18 protein-coding genes are annotated in these 16,048 nt (G+C 60.8%); 7 read left to right on the forward strand and 11 right to left on the reverse strand.

The window, feature by feature from the left end:
• Nucleotides 1-109 precede the first annotated feature (109 nt).
• A complete protein-coding gene (locus NP503_RS21390; protein WP_256754990.1) occupies nucleotides 110-244 on the reverse strand; it encodes a hypothetical protein in 135 nt (44 codons plus the stop codon).
• 928 nt (nucleotides 245-1,172) lie between these two features.
• Between NP503_RS21390 and NP503_RS21395 the strand changes: the two genes are divergently transcribed.
• The gene (locus NP503_RS21395) at nucleotides 1,173-1,385 is read left to right on the forward strand and encodes an AlpA family transcriptional regulator (RefSeq protein ID WP_127269046.1); all 213 of its coding nucleotides are present in this window, start codon (nucleotides 1,173-1,175) and stop codon (nucleotides 1,383-1,385) included.
• A gap of 350 nt (nucleotides 1,386-1,735) precedes the next feature.
• Here NP503_RS21395 and NP503_RS21400 read toward each other — a convergent pair whose 3' ends face one another.
• On the reverse strand, nucleotides 1,736-2,401 hold the full coding sequence (locus NP503_RS21400; RefSeq protein WP_127272212.1) for a hypothetical protein: 666 nt from the start codon (nucleotides 2,399-2,401) through the stop codon (nucleotides 1,736-1,738).
• 165 nt (nucleotides 2,402-2,566) lie between these two features.
• Here NP503_RS21400 and NP503_RS21405 point away from each other — a divergent pair, with 165 nt between their 5' ends.
• Entirely contained in the window at nucleotides 2,567-2,806 is a 240-nt protein-coding gene (locus tag NP503_RS21405) for a helix-turn-helix transcriptional regulator (RefSeq protein ID WP_127271801.1), read from the forward strand.
• A gap of 150 nt (nucleotides 2,807-2,956) precedes the next feature.
• On the opposite strand, the gene NP503_RS21410 is transcribed toward NP503_RS21405, so the two are convergent.
• Nucleotides 2,957-4,276: a site-specific integrase gene (locus tag NP503_RS21410; RefSeq protein ID WP_127272211.1), complete on the reverse strand. Its 1,320-nt coding sequence runs from the start codon at nucleotides 4,274-4,276 to the stop codon at nucleotides 2,957-2,959.
• Between the two features lie 688 nt (nucleotides 4,277-4,964).
• On the opposite strand from NP503_RS21410, the gene NP503_RS21415 reads away from it, so the two are divergent.
• The gene (locus tag NP503_RS21415) at nucleotides 4,965-5,213 is read left to right on the forward strand and encodes a hypothetical protein (protein WP_127272210.1); all 249 of its coding nucleotides are present in this window, start codon (nucleotides 4,965-4,967) and stop codon (nucleotides 5,211-5,213) included.
• 381 nt (nucleotides 5,214-5,594) lie between these two features.
• Here NP503_RS21415 and NP503_RS21420 read toward each other — a convergent pair whose 3' ends face one another.
• From NP503_RS21420 to NP503_RS21435, 4 genes are all read right to left on the reverse strand, one after another.
• Nucleotides 5,595-5,840 (reverse strand): hypothetical protein, encoded by a 246-nt coding sequence (locus NP503_RS21420; RefSeq protein WP_127272080.1) that lies wholly within the window; start codon nucleotides 5,838-5,840, stop codon nucleotides 5,595-5,597.
• A gap of 208 nt (nucleotides 5,841-6,048) precedes the next feature.
• Nucleotides 6,049-6,348, reverse strand: a complete 300-nt coding sequence (locus NP503_RS21425) for a DUF982 domain-containing protein (protein ID WP_127268340.1) — start codon at nucleotides 6,346-6,348, stop codon at nucleotides 6,049-6,051.
• Nucleotides 6,349-6,391: 43 nt separating this feature from the next.
• Nucleotides 6,392-6,847 carry a hypothetical protein gene (locus NP503_RS21430; RefSeq protein WP_127268339.1) on the reverse strand — a complete coding sequence of 152 codons (456 nt, stop codon included), beginning with the start codon at nucleotides 6,845-6,847 and terminating at the stop codon, nucleotides 6,392-6,394.
• Between the two features lie 68 nt (nucleotides 6,848-6,915).
• Entirely contained in the window at nucleotides 6,916-7,404 is a 489-nt protein-coding gene (locus tag NP503_RS21435; RefSeq protein ID WP_127268343.1) for an Hsp20 family protein, read from the reverse strand.
• Nucleotides 7,405-7,627: 223 nt separating this feature from the next.
• On the opposite strand from NP503_RS21435, the gene NP503_RS21440 reads away from it, so the two are divergent.
• The 3 genes from NP503_RS21440 to NP503_RS21450 all read left to right on the forward strand — a co-directional run bounded on the left by NP503_RS21440 (nucleotide 7,628) and on the right by NP503_RS21450 (nucleotide 9,409).
• Complete coding sequence (locus tag NP503_RS21440; protein ID WP_127268342.1) at nucleotides 7,628-8,059, forward strand: cupin domain-containing protein; 432 nt, start codon at nucleotides 7,628-7,630, stop codon at nucleotides 8,057-8,059.
• A gap of 85 nt (nucleotides 8,060-8,144) precedes the next feature.
• Nucleotides 8,145-8,915, forward strand: coding sequence for a copper homeostasis protein CutC (locus NP503_RS21445; protein WP_127268341.1), 771 nt, complete (start codon nucleotides 8,145-8,147; stop codon nucleotides 8,913-8,915).
• Nucleotides 8,912-9,409, forward strand: coding sequence for a GNAT family N-acetyltransferase (locus NP503_RS21450; protein ID WP_127268338.1), 498 nt, complete (start codon nucleotides 8,912-8,914; stop codon nucleotides 9,407-9,409). Before NP503_RS21445 ends, NP503_RS21450 begins: the two co-directional genes overlap by 4 nt.
• A gap of 42 nt (nucleotides 9,410-9,451) precedes the next feature.
• Here NP503_RS21450 and NP503_RS21455 read toward each other — a convergent pair whose 3' ends face one another.
• From NP503_RS21455 to NP503_RS21470, 4 genes are all read right to left on the reverse strand, one after another.
• Nucleotides 9,452-10,474: an acyltransferase gene (locus NP503_RS21455; protein ID WP_127268337.1), complete on the reverse strand. Its 1,023-nt coding sequence runs from the start codon at nucleotides 10,472-10,474 to the stop codon at nucleotides 9,452-9,454.
• Nucleotides 10,475-10,743: 269 nt separating this feature from the next.
• Complete coding sequence (locus tag NP503_RS21460; protein ID WP_127268336.1) at nucleotides 10,744-11,541, reverse strand: xanthine dehydrogenase family protein subunit M; 798 nt, start codon at nucleotides 11,539-11,541, stop codon at nucleotides 10,744-10,746.
• 85 nt (nucleotides 11,542-11,626) lie between these two features.
• Entirely contained in the window at nucleotides 11,627-13,975 is a 2,349-nt protein-coding gene (locus NP503_RS21465) for a xanthine dehydrogenase family protein molybdopterin-binding subunit (RefSeq protein WP_127276722.1), read from the reverse strand.
• 122 nt (nucleotides 13,976-14,097) lie between these two features.
• Nucleotides 14,098-14,595 carry a (2Fe-2S)-binding protein gene (locus NP503_RS21470; protein WP_127272058.1) on the reverse strand — a complete coding sequence of 166 codons (498 nt, stop codon included), beginning with the start codon at nucleotides 14,593-14,595 and terminating at the stop codon, nucleotides 14,098-14,100.
• A 264-nt stretch (nucleotides 14,596-14,859) separates the two neighbouring features.
• Here NP503_RS21470 and NP503_RS21475 point away from each other — a divergent pair, with 264 nt between their 5' ends.
• On the forward strand, nucleotides 14,860-16,044 hold the full coding sequence (locus tag NP503_RS21475) for an FIST signal transduction protein (RefSeq protein ID WP_127270230.1): 1,185 nt from the start codon (nucleotides 14,860-14,862) through the stop codon (nucleotides 16,042-16,044).
• Nucleotides 16,045-16,048: the final 4 nt, after the last annotated feature.

Here is a 16,048-nt window from a genome sequence, read left to right on the forward strand (position 1 = left end):
TGGGCGAGCGAACGATAGGTTTGCTACGGGCCTCGTCCGTGCAGTAGACGGCTGAAGGAGCGTCTCGCCGATCGCGCTTTTAAGTCGGCACATAGGCTCCGAGTGTCACTCAATTTGACCAAACCCAGCCGCGAAAAAATCCCATCGAAAGATTGCCGCGCACAGATGCCGACGCATATTGGTCGAGGTTTGAACCGCGGTTGGACGCGCGAGCCACAAAATATCCAACGATGGTGACGGACATTGCGTGACTCCGAACAGCGCCCAATCGAGAACCCACCAGAGCAGCAGCGCCTCCGGGGCTTTTGACTAAAGCGTGGAGGACCGGGAGAATGCGAGGTCGAAGCTGGATCCGGCAAATGCGGCTGGCCGAAGCCCAAATGCTCAGGGAACAGATCGTCCGACTGGAAACTGAGCTACTTACCCAGACAGGGGCTGCCAAGCCAAGAAGGCTTACCGAGCTCGGCTACCACATTCATTCCAGCAAATCGCGGCTTCAACGGCTGGAACGCTGCATCTCTGCCCTGCAATCGGCCGATCGGCGGCGAGTAGAACACAGGCCCCAGCAGGTCTAGTGTGTTCCTGCACTAGCTTTGGCCGTCGACATGGACGGCCGTTACCGCCAGGAAGCTCACATCGAACGTCCGCCACTGGATCGAGCTGCCCCTGAGAACTCGGAATGTGCGCTTTTTGAGCGGTACTGAGAGAGATCCTAGCGTCGGGGGTTGGGCGCCAAGCTGCCGTTCACACTTGGAAGTCATGCCGTCGCGCTATCGGGCGCAACGTGCCACTGGGGTCGATCCCTGCAAAGGCATGGAAAAGCCGAAACTAGTATCCCACTTTGTCCATGAGCACCCGCAATTTGGGCTGTGGAGTGACCCAGAAAGTTCGAAAAGCTTCCAGGAACCCCAGGCAAACTGGACTCGGGGCGCGTATGGACTGTCTCAGGGCACGGATTCTTCGGTCTCAGGCCTTCGTTTCGGACTTAGAACGCCTTCAATCACGGTATCGAGCTTGGGCGGGGCCGTGGCATTGGACTCTAAACCCATCCCATTTGCCGCCGTCTCTAGGCCGGGGTACGACGTCGGCGGAAAACCTCTTGCACGCCCGTAAGTGTCTGTCCTCTCTGGATCAGGAGCAATCAAGAACAGCCAACAGAAGGCAGCGCGACCATGCTTGAACCAGATCGTATCATCCGCCTGAAAACCGTTCTTTCCCGGACCGGTCTGTCCCGATCCACGATCTATCGCAAGATCGCCAAAGGCACCTTCCCACGCCAGATTCAGATCAGTATCCCCGGTGCAGGCTGGCATGAATCCGATATCAGTCGCTGGATCTCCAATCCCGTTTCGTGGCGTCCACAAGACCAGGGCGACAAGGCGTGATGAGGGTGATGCACACTGCGCGGAAAACTGGGCTTCATCGAGACGCAGCGGTCACGGCGGCGAGGCTATTGCTTGAGCCCAGTGGGCCATGTCCATTACAAGCGTCGCCGAGGCGAACGAACACGGCAAACCAGAAACGATGGTCGGCCTCACGCTCAACCAAGTCAACTTTGGGTCGAACCGCCCAGAACTGGCCGCTTATCTCCTTTCAGAGCCCGCGCCGAATCGGTGGCCGCCCCTCAGGCTGACAGAGCAAGCGTTCAGCGGAGCGGCCGTGACGCCGGCGATCGATCAGGCTTCCCTTGAGGCAGACAGCTTCCTCTCCGCCTATAAGAGCCGTCAGCTATCGATTACCCGATCGATCCGGCGATCGTCGCCGGATCGATATTTATGGTGTGGCGGGCGAGGTCATCCAACACCGATCGGATATGCGGCCAGGGGAAATCGTCTGGATGTTCCCAGTGCTCACCGTCACGCAGGATGACCTCGAGCTTGGCCAAAATGCCTTCGATGGACGTGGCCACTGTCTGCGGTAGATCCTCCAGAAGTGCGCTTTCGGCTGTTTCCGATTGCCGGATCAGTTCGTCTGTTCTCGAATAGCCGATCTCAGCATCAGCAGCGTCCCAGCGCGCCTGGTGTGCCGCGAAATCTGCAAGCGCCCTGCCCAATTCGACTTCATTTTCAGGAGAGTAGGCATCGTTCAGGCTCTCGATGGAATGGAGCGTCACGTTCGTACCATCGGCAAGTCGCACCTCGGCGCAGGGAAAGCCGACGGTCCTGGCGAGGTGTGTCTCCAACTGCTGCTGTTCGTGACACAGCGTCAGTGTCTCATCATGGATCTTTTGCCAGTCGCCACACAGACGAAGAGCAGGATCAGCCGCGCTGCTGCCGTCCGTCAGTTCGGCGGCTCGCGACTTTACCTGGAAGGGCCACGCCGCCGCGGCCGTAGCCGTGCCCGCCAGCAAGCGCCGCCGGGTGACGAAAAACGAACTCATGCTACTGTCGGAATCAGCCATTATCCGAGCTCCTAACAGCTGGGGTTTTGGTGAGGCCGCATCGAGTGTTCGCGCACTCGGTGCGGCCGCTTTCTAAAAACGAAAGGATTGTCTGTTTTTAGAAAGCCATTGTCAACGTTTTCCGAAAAGGCTTGCGATTTTCGGGAGTTATCACCAGTTTGCGGCATGGATTCTTCCCAATGTCGCGCCGCACGAGCGCTGTTGAAATGGACGCAAGAGGATCTCGCCGCCCGCTCCGGCGCGAGTGCTGTTACCATTCGCAATTTCGAAAACGAGCGTTCTGTTCCTCAAACAGGAACGCGATATCTCCTCCAGAAAACGCTTGAGAATGCCGGCATCGAGTTCATTCCTGAAAATGGCGGTGGTGTCGGCGTGCGTTTGTCACGGCGTTCCGAAAGGACGTAGGATCGGTGAAACAGCTCCCGATAGGCAAGGCAAAGCGCGTCCATTAGCCGACAATCATTCGATTGCGGCCGCAGTCAGAGGGATCAACCGCGAAGACTTCGACGAGCGGCAGAAGGGTTTCGGGGTCGAACGGCGACTGCTCAGACCGGTTCATGCAACTGCCTTCGCTCGCAGAGGTTCGATGTGGCTCTTGCCTGCAATGATGCCGGCAAGCCGATCGGCCCAACGCTCCAAGGCATCCCGTTTCTCGCTCATATAGTCGTAGCGCGCATATACCCGCGACGTGACCGTACTCTTGGTCGCCGAAACGTGATTCAACACATGCCCGACGATGAACGGCGAAATGCCGATTTCTTCCATGCCCGTCGCAGCAGATCGCCGAAGGTCATGCGGCGTCCACGGTGCAATGCCCATGATCATCGCTACGCCGCGCTTGCTGATCTCTTCTCGCTTCACTGCCTTCGGGACAGATGCGCCGGTGACTGCTGCACGGGCGCCCGGTCCAGGAAAAACGAAAGGCGGTACCGCCCTGCCCTTGCGCTCCGACAGCGCCTTCACGTCTGCGATCTGATCGCCGATGATCCGGATTGCCATTTCGCACAGCGGGACAATATGGTCGCGGCCGTTCTTCGCGCGCCTGGCTGGTATCGTCCAAAGGTCGCGTGTCAAGTCCAGTTCGCCGTGCTCCATGCCGGCGATCTCGCCAACACGCTGTCCGGTAACCAAGCACAGGCGCAGAATGCGGCGGGTGCTTTCCCGCATGTCGGCTTCGGGCAAGGCCGCCCACATCGTCTTGATCTCGTCGGCCGTCAGCACGCGGTCGCGCTCGACCGTTTCGGTCGGCCTAGCCATACCTTCGGTCAAGTTGTTGTCCAGATCGCCACGACCGCGCCCCCATCGGATCATGGCGCGAATGTCCTCGAACACCCGGTTTGCCTCGACGGCCGCGCCCCGGTCCTTCACCGCGTCGATCGCCTTAGTGATGTCGCGACGATGCAGGTCCGCGAGCTTCACCTCGCCGATGCACCCAGATGATGCCTTCTCGACCTTCTTTCCGTCAGCGTCATAGCCGGACACATTCTTGCGCAGCCGGCGCGCGATCTCATCGACCGACCGCCGCGATGATGCCCGGCGGGTGAGATAGCTCTCGACCAAATCAGAGACGGTCATCGAGGCGGCGTGCGCTTTCTTGGCGGCCACAGGGTCGCCGCCCTCTTGCACGCTTGCACGAGTGTCCTTGGCCTTCTGGCGAGCGCCCTTGTCGGTGCCGAGCGGTGTCTCGGGATAGGTGCCGAGCTTCAACCATTGCCGCTTGTCGGGCGGCCCGTAAACCGCGAACCAGGTCTTTTGCCCACCCGCCGAGACGCGCAGCACAAGACCTTTGACGGTCGTATCGAAATAGTCGGCTTTTCGGCCGGAGCCGGCCTTGGCAGCCTGGCAGAATTTGTCGGTGAGTTCGAGTTTCGGCATCTGTCCAGCGACCAATCTTGCTACAACCGGTTGCCCGGGCCCATAAGTGATCTACAGAATGATCTACATAAAACCACGCGCTTTGTCGATACCGGCTGCGACAGGTCGCGACGGGATGAAACACTAATTTATTGTTATTCAAAGAATTTTTAGAAATTCAGGCTGTCGCACGCTGATCCAGAAAATCACATTGGAAACCCTCTGTTAACCGGTTGGTCGCTGGTTCGAATCCGGCCCGGGGAGCCAAATTTTTCAAGCCCTTGAGACGGTCAGGTCGCCCATAGGGGCTGATCTATGGCATGTCTGCAAAATCGTGGTCAGCAGGTTGATTCTCAACTTGACCTGGCGCCGCTGTCCAGCGCTCTCGATGACGCCGCGGCATCGGGAAGGTTCGCGCGAGCAGGCATAAGGCCTTGCTGCGATCTCGGCGATCTTATCTCTTGTCGCCGTTCGGTTGGGTGCCGGTGCCTCTCGCACATCTCGGGGTGGCGGGTCGACATGCTCAAGCTCGGGCGGGGCTTCTTTGTCCCGGCGTTGCACAGGTACCTTCTCCGGTGCGGGCGTCGATGGTGGCTCTTTGATCTTGCTCGGCATAACCGAGTTAACCGCCCTGCCGGTCTCTTGTTCCGTAGCGAGCAGAAAACCTGAATGCGTGGGGAACCGGGAACATCGAAGAGCGTTTTCTCGCATGCTGAAGAAGATCGCCCTCGCCGCCGTGCTGGTCCAGGTTGCCGCAGTTTCCGCTCTCATCACCCAGACGGTGCTCTTCGCGTCCACGGCCACACAGGCCGCCAACGCGCAGCCCGATGACGCAGTTGCTGTCACCGCCGAGAACGAACGGGACAAGCCGGCGCAGCCTATTGTTGCCGGCCAATGCCCAACGCGGCTTGTGGCGAGCAAGGTCTTCACGGGGAACCTGATTACGGCGCAACAATAGCTCGCCATCGATGCCGGCCATCCGTCGATCCCCCCAATTTAAGTCAGGGCGATGTGCTTGAAAGCGCAATGATTCCTGTTACTTGCGGCGCAGGGCGAGTGCGTTTGGGTTGGGCAAGAATTGGTATGATTTCATCGAATATGGAATGCCCGCGCTGTCATGGCAGCGGCAGGGTTTTCGACTGCTCCAAGTGGCACGCGTCAAACGGGCACTGCTGCCCGCAGGGAACCCATCGGGGCGGCTGCCCCGGAAAGACGGGCGCCTGCGCGGAATGCGACGGCCTGGGGACGATGGCGGAGCCTCCGCTGAGAGCCGTGGCGTAATCCGCGAGAGCGGCCCACGCCGCTGATGACGGCGCGGAGGCGCCCGAACGAGCATATCTTACTCTGTTGGTGTTTCTACGGGTGGTGCGGTCAGAACCGTGATGTCCATCCTGGCAATCTTGGATGCCGCGCGGCCTTGCGCGCCAGCATCCATATCGCCGCCTGCGGCAACCATGATTTTGGCCAGATGTCCCACGGCGTCCGTGCTGCGGCCCGGCGAAAATCCTTCGCCGGTTTGCGGCTTCCCCACTGCCGTTTGTTTTTCCGGGACATGCGGATGTTGACTTGCGATAGCGGAAACCATTGAACCTCCTGTGGCGACGCTTCGAACATTATATTAGCGCTGACTGTTGCGAGGCTGACCTAGCCAGTCGCCAAAAACCGCACCAGGAGTTCGAACAAACGATCGAGCCGCCCCGCTACAAGGTGAACTGGTAGGACAGATCACCTTGTAGCGATGTGAAAACGACGATGCAGGCCCGGCCATCCTGGTAGCGCCGCCCCTATCAAGGCTAAGCGGTAACCCCACCGCGACCTGACCTTGTGCCGTCCATCCAAGGAAACTGAGCAAGCGGGTCCTGCAGGATCTTGACGGATCTTGCGAAGCCGGCGACGGCATCGCGCGCCACCGTCAGCGGAACCTGGCCGTCGTGAGCACGCTGGCAGGCTCGAAAGGCCGTCTCGAAAATCGGACCCCGCCGTTCCCTTGGCCACTCGTCAAAGAAGTCGAACGCGTCGTCGAGGCACCCTATTTCTTGAATGAACTCGCCATTCTTGACCAGGACCGGTTGGTCGAACGTCCTGTCACTCATGTAATCCTCCATTCGGCACGGTGGGTTGTTGTGGTTCGGGAAATCATGCGATTGCATGCTCCGGCTCGGCCAACATGCCGCCACCTCCACGCCCGGGCGGCACCGTTGCAAAGGCCGGGATTGGCGGCGGATCATCGTCGTCATCTCGCCAGGGGTGCCGCATCCAACCGAGACGGCTCTTCCTGCGGCGCCGGTCGAAAGACAGGCTGACGGCTGACGGCAACATTGAAAAACGCGGTTCCCGCCCGGATTCGTCCAGGAGGTGGAGCGCGCGGAGTATGTCACTGACTTCAACGATGGCGCCGTTGTCCAATTGCCGCAACGCGGGATTGTCAGGAACCGCATGAACGTCGGAAGCCCAGAAAGCGAGCAAAGCCCGCTTTGCACCGATCGTCATCGTCTCCTCGTTCAGCACATCATCCGGCGTCCGCAACTCAGCGGATTCCGCGGCAAGATATTTCGGTTCAGGTTGGTGAAAACTGTAGGCTTCGGTTCTCATCTCCATTCTCCGCGAACTGTGCCTCCCGGCCGAACCGGGAGGCGGACCGTAGATCCAGGTTCCAGGAATCAGGCGACCTCGCGCTGGGGCTCCGCATCCGAATCGATCAACTGCTTCTTGCCGGGTTGCTCGAGCGAAACCGCTTTGGCTTCGGACCCTATCTCAATGCGCCGAGGCTTGAGTTCCTCGGGCACTTCGCGGATCAGGTCCACCGACAGCAAGCCATTCTCGAGGTTGGCCGCCTTGACCTTTACATGGTCGGCAAGTTTGAACACCTGCTTGAAGTTGCCCGTCGCCAAGCCGCGATGAAGGACCTCCCGATTTTCCTGGTCGGGTTTCCTTTGGCCGATGACAGACAATTCGGGGCCGTTTTGCATGAGTTCGACCTCATCGAGAGCGAAGCCGGCGATAGCCATCGTAATGCGATAGTCGTTCTCGCCAATCTTCTCGATATTGTAGGGAGGCCAGTCAGAGCGCACGCTTTTTTCGAGCATATCGAAGAGACGGTCGAAGCCGACCGTTGTGCGGTAAAGAGGGGTATAATCAGAACTTCTCATAGCCATATCCTCCGTGAAGCAACATGGGTTACGAGGCTGTCGCAGCGCCGCTGCGACGCCAGTATGTCGAGCCGAAGCCTCGACGGAAAACGATCTGGTAATCGTGTTTTTTTCCTTCAAGAGGGACGTCAAAAATATTTTTGGCCGGCAGGCAGGTGCCCAAGGCGCTGCCTTGCGTGCTGCTGGCCACTGCGCGATGTTGACGCCAGGGGTGGAGCGAATCATGCGAAAAATTTTGATGTCCGGACTGCTGCTCGCGGTGGCCTTTTCCGCGAACCCGGCCCGCGCGCTGGACAGCAGCGGCACGCCTGTCGTCGTGACACCTCTTGCGTCGCGCACGACGACCGCGTCCGGCCAACCGATCACGTTGCCGCAGAAGAGCGTGCAGGTGCTGGTCTCGACCTACGACATCGCGTCGGGCGCGACCTTGCCGGTCCACAGGCACCCCTTTCCGCGCTACGCCTATGTCCAGGCCGGCACGCTGAAGGTCACCAATGTCGAGACCGGCATCAGCAACACCTACAAGGCTGGCGATTTCATCATCGAAATGATCGGCCAGTGGCATCAGGCCACCAATATCGGGGATGTCGAGGTGAAGCTTCTTGTGATCGATCAGGTCGAGCAAGGCGCGAAGAATACGGAATTGCGCCAATAACCGCTAAGTCCGTGCCCGAAGGCGGAAGGCTGTTCGCGCTTTCGCTGCGACCGGCCCGGTGCTAGGGCTGGCGGGAAATCATGGACTGGATCGCCCCTTGACCAAAGCTCTCCGCCTTCCGCTGATCGAAATCTGTGTCGAAGGCATTGACGGCCTTCTCGCGGCGCAAGCCGCCGGCGCCGACCGGGTCGAACTATGCGCCAGCCTCATCGAAGGCGGTATCACGCCGAGCCTCGGCACGGTCCGCGCCGCCCTCGAGCAGGCAAGTGTGCCGTTTCACGTCATGGTGCGGCCACGCGGCGGCGATTTTCTCTACAGTGAGACCGAATATGCCTCGATGCTGGCCGATGTCTCGGCATTGCGCGAACTCGGCGTGCCCGGCGTGGTGTTTGGCTGCCTGAACGCCGATGGCACCATGGACGAGGCGCGCATGAGCGAACTGACGCAGGCGGCCGGCCCCTTGAACGTCACCTGTCATCGCGCCTTCGACATGACGCGCGACCCGGCCGAGGCGCTCGAATCGCTGATCCGCAGCAAGGTCGGCCGCGTGCTGACCAGCGGCCAGCGTGACACTGCTATCGAAGGCTTGCCGCTGTTGGCGGATCTGGTGCGGCAGGCCGGCGAGCGCATCGTCATCCTCGGCTGCGGCGGACTGGATTTGCACAACATTGCCGAAGTGCGCAGCAAAACCGGCCTGTCCGAAATGCATTTTGCCGCCCTCAAGGATGTGCCGAGTGCCATGGACTACCGCAATCCCCATGTCGGCATGGGTGGTTCCGATCTCGATCGCGAATACCGCAACACGCTCACCGACACATCACTGGTGGCGGCAACGATCGCGGCAGCCAAGGCATGACCTCGACCCCTGCCCCGATAGCCCGTGTATCGGCCGCAGACGAAGCGGCGATCCTGGCGCTCAACAACGAGCATGCCGCAGAACTGTCGTGGCTGGAGGCTGAGCGGCTGTCCTTCCTGCTTGGCGAAGCGTTTTACACCAGGCGCATCGGCGATCTCGAAGCCTTCATCATGACCTTCGACCAGGACGCCCGCTACGACAGCCCGAATTTCCTCTGGTTTCGCGAACGCTACGAGCGCTTCGTCTATGTCGACCGGGTTGTCGTGGCGGCGCACGCGCGCGGCCGAGGCCATGCCCGCCGGCTCTATCAGGATCTGTTCGGCCATGTTGAGCGCGCCGGCTACAATCTGGTCACCTGCGAAGTCAACACCGACCCGCCGAACCCTGCCTCGGATGTCTTTCACGCCGCCCTTGGCTTCACTGAGGCCGGCGACGCAGTGATCCATGGCGGTAAGAAAGCAGTGCGCTATTACGTCAGATCGCTGCAGGCATAGAGAGGGCGGGCGCGCCGCAAGACGGCCTGAACGCCCTGTTGCTCACCAGTTGCGGTTGAGCCATTCGCGCGCCGGGCGCTCGATGAGGTAGTAGCTGCAGGCCGCACAAGCGAAGACTGCGGCTAGCATCGGCATCGGCATGACGCCTTGCTCATAGACGAATTTGTAGAACGGCTGCTGCCACAGATAGAGCGAGTACGACCACAGACCCAGCGTCGCCATCGGCCAGGAGGACAGCAATCCGGAAATATACCGTGGGCTGAAATCGAGTGCGTTGACGGCCAGAGCCAGCAGCGGCACCGCGAAGAGATAGTGGATCGGCGTCGGCACCTGATCCAGGAACAGGACAACGGCACAGAACGTCGCCACCAGGGCCACATGCTTGCCTCTCAAAAACGCCGGCAGCATGCCGTCGGCCTTCAGCAGGCAGATCGAAGCCGACAGCAGGATCGACGCGATGTGCACGTCGGTGCGCCAATAGGTGGTTTCGTAGTCCATCCCGAAGACCCAGTACGAAACCGCGCCATTGGCCATGGCCAGCAAGGCCAGCGCCAGGAGCAGCACAACCACGCGAGAGCGACTTGAGACGATGACGCTGATCAGCGCCAGGATGATGTAGGCGTGCTCCTCGATGCAGAGCGACCAGATATGGTCGAGCGCCCCTGCCCGCGTCACGAGAATGCCGGCATAGTTGTAGGTGAATGTCAGCGCCGTCAGCGCCGCCTTCCATTTGAAGGCGATGAATGTGCCGGACAGCGCAATCATCGCGACGACTACGAAGACCAGAAGAGCCGGATAGATGCGGGAGAAGCGGCGTTTGAAGAATTTTTTCAGCGGGTAGCGTTCGATGAACAGGATCTCGCCCATCAGCCGGCCGCTGAGCACGAAAAAGAATTCGACGCCCAGCACGCCAAGATTGATTCCCGGAACCGGAAAGAAATGGCCGATCAGCACCAGTGCGATCGAAAGCCCGCGCCAGCCGTCGAGATAGGCCAGTCTTGTTCTGGTTGATCTGTCGGCGGCGGATCGGGACGGAACGACATGCGTCGCGGAAATGTCGGTCATGCCGATCCTCTCGCAAATAGGCATGCGAAAGGGCACGACATTTCGAACCCGGCTCGCATTCCCGCCCAAATCCATATTGCAGTGCAATATGGATTTGTGCAAGTGCGAGATTGCCGCCGGTGCAGTTCCAGGTGAAGTGTCGGCGGAAGAAATTGCTCAGGCAAACGATTGGTGCGGGGGCGATTCCATCAAAAGTTTGGGCAACTACAGGTCGCCACAAAAGGAAAAGGGGCCGCATGACCCCTTCTCCGTGTCCACAACGGATCGTGTCAGGCGTTGGCGGCAGCCACCGCGCGCTTGGCCATCACCGTGATCAGATTGGCGCGATAGTCGGCCGAGGCGTGGATGTCGGTCATCAAATTCTTCGCCGGCACTTTCACCCCTTCGAGTGCCGAGGCCGCAAAATTCTTGGCCAATGCTGCCTCGATCTCCTTCGAACGAAAAACGCCGTCGTCGCCGGCACCGGTGACGGCGACGCTGACGCCATCCTTGCCCTTGGCCACGAACACGCCGACGATGGCGTAGCGCGATGCCGGATTGCGGAATTTTTCATAGGCCGCCTTGGCCGGCGCGGTGAAGGTGACGGCGGTGACGATTTCGCCGTCCTTCAACGAGGTCTCGAACAGGCCCTTGAAGAACTTGTCGGCAGCGATCTCGCGCTTGTTGGTGATGATGGTGGCGCCCAGCGCCAGCAGCGCCGCCGGATAATCGGCCGCCGGATCGTTGTTGGCGATCGAGCCGCCGATCGTTCCCTTGTGGCGCACCGCCGGATCGCCGATCAGCGATGCCAGATGGGAAAGCGCCGGACAGGCCTTCTTCAGCTTCTCGTCATTGGCAACAGCATTATGCGTGGTGGCAGCGCCGATGGTGACGGTCTTGCCCGACACCGTGACGCCCTGCAGCTCCGTGATCCGCGACAGGTCGACAAGGTCGGACGGCGCGGCAAGCCGCGTCTTCATCGCCGGGATCAGCGTCATACCGCCCGAAAGCAGCTTGGCGTCGCCGGTCTTGATCAGCTTGGCGGCATCGGCGACCGAGGCGGCGCGATGATAGTTGACTGCGTACATTTGTCTTTCTCCCCTGGGTGAAAGAGCGAGCAGGAAGTAGCGAACATTCTCTTCCCTATTCGCTACCCCTATTCGCCATTCGCGTTCAATGTTTCGTCGCGCGGATCGCGGCCCACACGGTGGACGGCGAAGCCGGCATGGCAAGATCGTTGCTGCCGATGGCGTCGGTGATAGCGTTGATCACCGCCGGCGGCGAGCCGATCGCGCCGGCCTCGCCGCAACCCTTGATCCCCAACGGATTGCCCGGGCAAGGCGTGTTCGAGGTCGAGACCTTGAACGACGGCAGATCGCCGGCGCGCGGCATGGTGTAGTCCATGTAGCTCGCGGTCAGCAATTGTCCGCTGTTGTCGTAATGGGCGCCTTCGAGCAGTGCCTGGCCAATGCCTTGCGCCAGCCCGCCATGCACCTGGCCCTCGACGATCATCGGATTGATGATGTTGCCGAAATCGTCGGCGGCGACGAACTGGACGATCTCGGTCACGCCGGTTTCCGGGTCGACCTCGACCTCGCAGATATAGCAGCCCGCCGGGAAGGTGAAATTCGACGGATCGTAGAACGCCGTCTCCTTGAGCCCGGGCTCCATGCCGCCCGGCAGGTTGTGGGCAGTGTAGGCGGCCAGCGCCATCTGGAACCACGGCACGTTCTTGTCGGTGCCGGCCACCTTCAGCGCGCCGTTCTCGATGATGATGTCGCCTTCGTCGGCCTCGAGCAGGTGCGCCGCGATCTTCTTGGCCTTGGCCTCTACCTTGTCGAGCGCCTTGACGATGGCTGACATCCCGACCGCACCCGAGCGCGAGCCATAGGTGCCCATGCCCATCTGCACCTTGTCGGTATCGCCATGCACGATCGAGACCGAATCGAGCGGCACGCCGAAGCGCTCATTGACCAGTTGCGCGAAGGTCGTCTCATGGCCCTGGCCGTGGCTGTGAGAGCCGGTCAGCACCTCGATCGTGCCGACCGCGTTGACGCGCACTTCCGCCGATTCCCAAAGGCCGACACCGGCGCCGAGCGAGCCGACGGCCGCAGACGGCGCGATGCCGCAGGCCTCGATGTAGCAGCTCATGCCGATGCCGCGCAGCAGCCCCTTGTTGGCGGCGGCGGCCTTGCGCTTGGCGAAGCCGGCATAATCCGACGCCTGCATTGCCGCATCGAGCGAAGCGGCATAGTCGCCGGCGTCATAGCACATGATGACCGGCGTCTGATGCGGAAACGAGGTGACGAAGTTCTTGCGCCGCAACTCAGCCGGCGAAACGCCGAACTGGCGGGCCGCCGTCTCCATCATACGCTCCATGACGAAGGTCGCTTCCGGCCGCCCTGCCCCGCGATAGGCATCGACGGGCGCGGTGTTGGTGTAGATCGCCTTCACATTGGCGTGGATGGCCGGGATGTTGTACTGGCCCGACAGCAGAGTCGCATAGAGATAGGTCGGCGTCGCCGATGAAAACAGCGACATGTAGGCGCCGAGATTGGCTTGGGTTTCCACCTTCAGGCCGAGGATCCTGTGGTCCTTGTCGAAGGCCATTTCAGCATGGGTGTGATGGTCGCGGCCATGCGCATCGGTCAGAAAACTCTCGGTCCGGTCGGCCACCCATTTGACCGGCACGCCGGTCTTCTTCGACGCCCACAGGCAGACGATCTCTTCGGGATAGATGTAGATCTTCGAGCCGAAGCCGCCGCCGACATCGGGCGCGATCACGCGCAGCTTGTTTTCCGGCGCGACATTGTAGAAGGCGCTCATCACCAGCCGCGCCACATGCGGGTTCTGCGAGGTCGTCCAGCAGGTATAGTGATCCTCGGCCTTGTCGTAATGGCCAAGTGCGGCGCGCGGCTCCATGGCATTGGGCACCAGCCGGTTGTTGATGATGTCCATCTTGACGACATGGGCTGCCTTCCCGAAAGCCGCCGCGGTGTCGTCGGCATTGCCGATGTCCCAGTCGAAGATCAGATTGTTGTCCGCTTCGGGGTGGATTTGCGGCGCACCCTTGTCCATCGCCTTGGAGGCATCGACGACGGCCTTCAGCTCCTTGTAGGTGATCTCGACCGCCTCGGCGGCGTCGCGCGCCTGCCCCTTGGTCTCGGCGACGACGATGACGACGGCGTCGCCGACATAACGGACCCGGTCGAAGGCGAGTGGCGACCACGCTCCCATCTTCATCGGCGAGCCGTCCTTGGAGTGGATCATCCAACCGCAGATGAGATTGCCGATGCCGTCGGCCTTGAGTTCCTTGCCGGTCAGCACGCCGATGACGCCGGGCATGCCTTGGGCCTTCTTCACATCGATCTTCTTGATCTGCGCATGCGCGTGCGGACTGCGCACAAAGGCGGCGTGCTTCATGCCGGGAACCACCATGTCGTCGACATAGCGGCCGGCGCCCGTGATGAACCGTTTGTCTTCCTTGCGCGCGACCCGAGCGCCAACACCTTCAATGCCCATCAGAAATTCCTCCGGAATTATGGGAGTAGGGCAGTAGGGAGTAAGGGACTAGGGAAAAAGGGCCTCGTTGCGTTGGCCTTTTTGCCCTACTCCCCTACTGCCCTACTCCCTTATTCCCTTGCCTAAGCAGCTTGTCTCGCCTTACCCTTGGACCCCTTCATCGTCGTCGATGCGGCGAGGATCGCCTTGACGATGTTGTGGTAGCCGGTGCAGCGGCAGATGTTGCCGTCGAGCTCGGCACGCACCGTCGCCTCGTCGAGCCCTTCGGGGTGGCGGCTGATCATGTCGGTCGCCGTCATGATCATGCCCGGCGTGCAGAAGCCGCATTGCAGCCCGTGATGTTCCTTGAAGGCGGCCTGCACCGGATGCAGGTCGGCGCCATTGGCCAGGCCCTCGATCGTCAGCACGGTGGAGCCGGAGGCCTGCACCGCGAGCATCGTACAGGATTTGACCGCCTTGCCATCGACGTGGACGACGCAGGCACCGCATTGCGAGGTGTCGCAACCGACATGCGTGCCGGTAAGGCCGAGATTTTCCCGCAGGAAGTGAACCAGAAGTGTTCGGTCCTCGGCAGCACCGCTGACCCGCTTTCCGTTCACCATCAACGAAACGTCCGACATGGTCCCTCCCTGGGTATCAACCTTGGTATCCACGCTGCCGACGCGGTATTCGCGCTTCGGTGGTGCATTATTCGTACACCGCACATCGGACAAAAAACAGCACGTCGCAAACGCGGAACATTGTACTTTCGGTCATGGCCGCGCCCAAACATGCGGTGCCGGTGGCCCCATTGCCAAACCGCCGATTGAAGGCAACAATGTCGGTCGACGCCCGCGCGCCAGAAGCATTTAAAAACAGCCGCGCACAAAAAAGCGTCGGAGGAAATGCGGAGAACATCGCTGGCCAATTCACAGACGCGCTATGCATGCGGCCTGTCGGCGCTCACTACGGACGAGCCCGACATGGAGGCGTTCGCCAAGGCGATCGCACTGGAAGCAGCCGCCATCGACGCAGGCTTTGCCCTGCTGTTCTTTTCCCAGAGCCTGGTCGAAGCCAGCGCCCTTTCCCAGGCGCTCATGACCCACGCACCGGCGCTCCACCACGCCGGCTGTTCGACTGCCGGCGAGATCACGCCGCAAGGTCTCGAGGATGGCCATGTGCTGGCCATGCTGCTTCCGTCCACCGCGTTCACCGCCGTCAGCGTGATGGTCGAAAATCTGTCCTCGTCGGGTATGGACAGGATCACCGGCGAGGTGGAGACCCTGCGGCGATCGCTGCGCGCGCGCCCTGGTTGCGATCGGACCAAAGGCACTTTCGCGCTCTGCTTCATCGACGGGCTCTCTTATGCCGAAGAAGCGGTGAGTTCAGCCATCCACTGGGGCCTCGACGACATTCCGCTGCTTGGCGGCTCCGCCGGCGACGATCTGAAATTCGAGACGACGCGCCTGATCTCGAACGGCAAGGTCACCTCCGACAGCGCCATCATCGTGCTGATATCGACCGAAATTCCCTTCCATGTCTTCAAGACCGACAATTTCGTTCCCACCGATGAAAAACTGGTGGTGACGGCTTCCGATCCCGATCACCGCATCGTGCGCGAGTTCAATGCCACCAATGCGGCGCAGGAATATTCCGCGTCCGTCGGCATCGTCGCGCAGATGCTGACGCCACTGAGCTTCGCCTCGCATCCCGTGGTGGTGAAGGTGGGCGGCCAATATTATTGCCGGTCGATCCAGAAGATGCATGCCGACGGCTCGCTGTCGTTCTTCTGCGCCATAGACGATGGCGTTGTGCTGTCGATCGCTCAACCCAAGGACATGGTCGAATCGACGCGCGCCGCCCTGCGCGATGTCGAGGAGAGGCTTGGCGGTATCGACATGATCCTCGGCTTCGACTGCGTGCTGCGCCGGCTGGACGCGCGCAATCGGCAGGTATTTCGCGAGATCTCGGAACTCTACCGGGTCAACAATGTCATCGGCTTCGGCACCTATGGCGAACAGTACCGGTCGATGCATCTGAACCAGACTTTCACCGGCATCGCCTTTGGCGAGCGCCAGGCGGCGGAATAGGACG

The organism is Mesorhizobium sp. SEMIA396 (assembly GCF_024518615.1).
Lineage (GTDB): Bacteria > Pseudomonadota > Alphaproteobacteria > Rhizobiales > Rhizobiaceae > Mesorhizobium.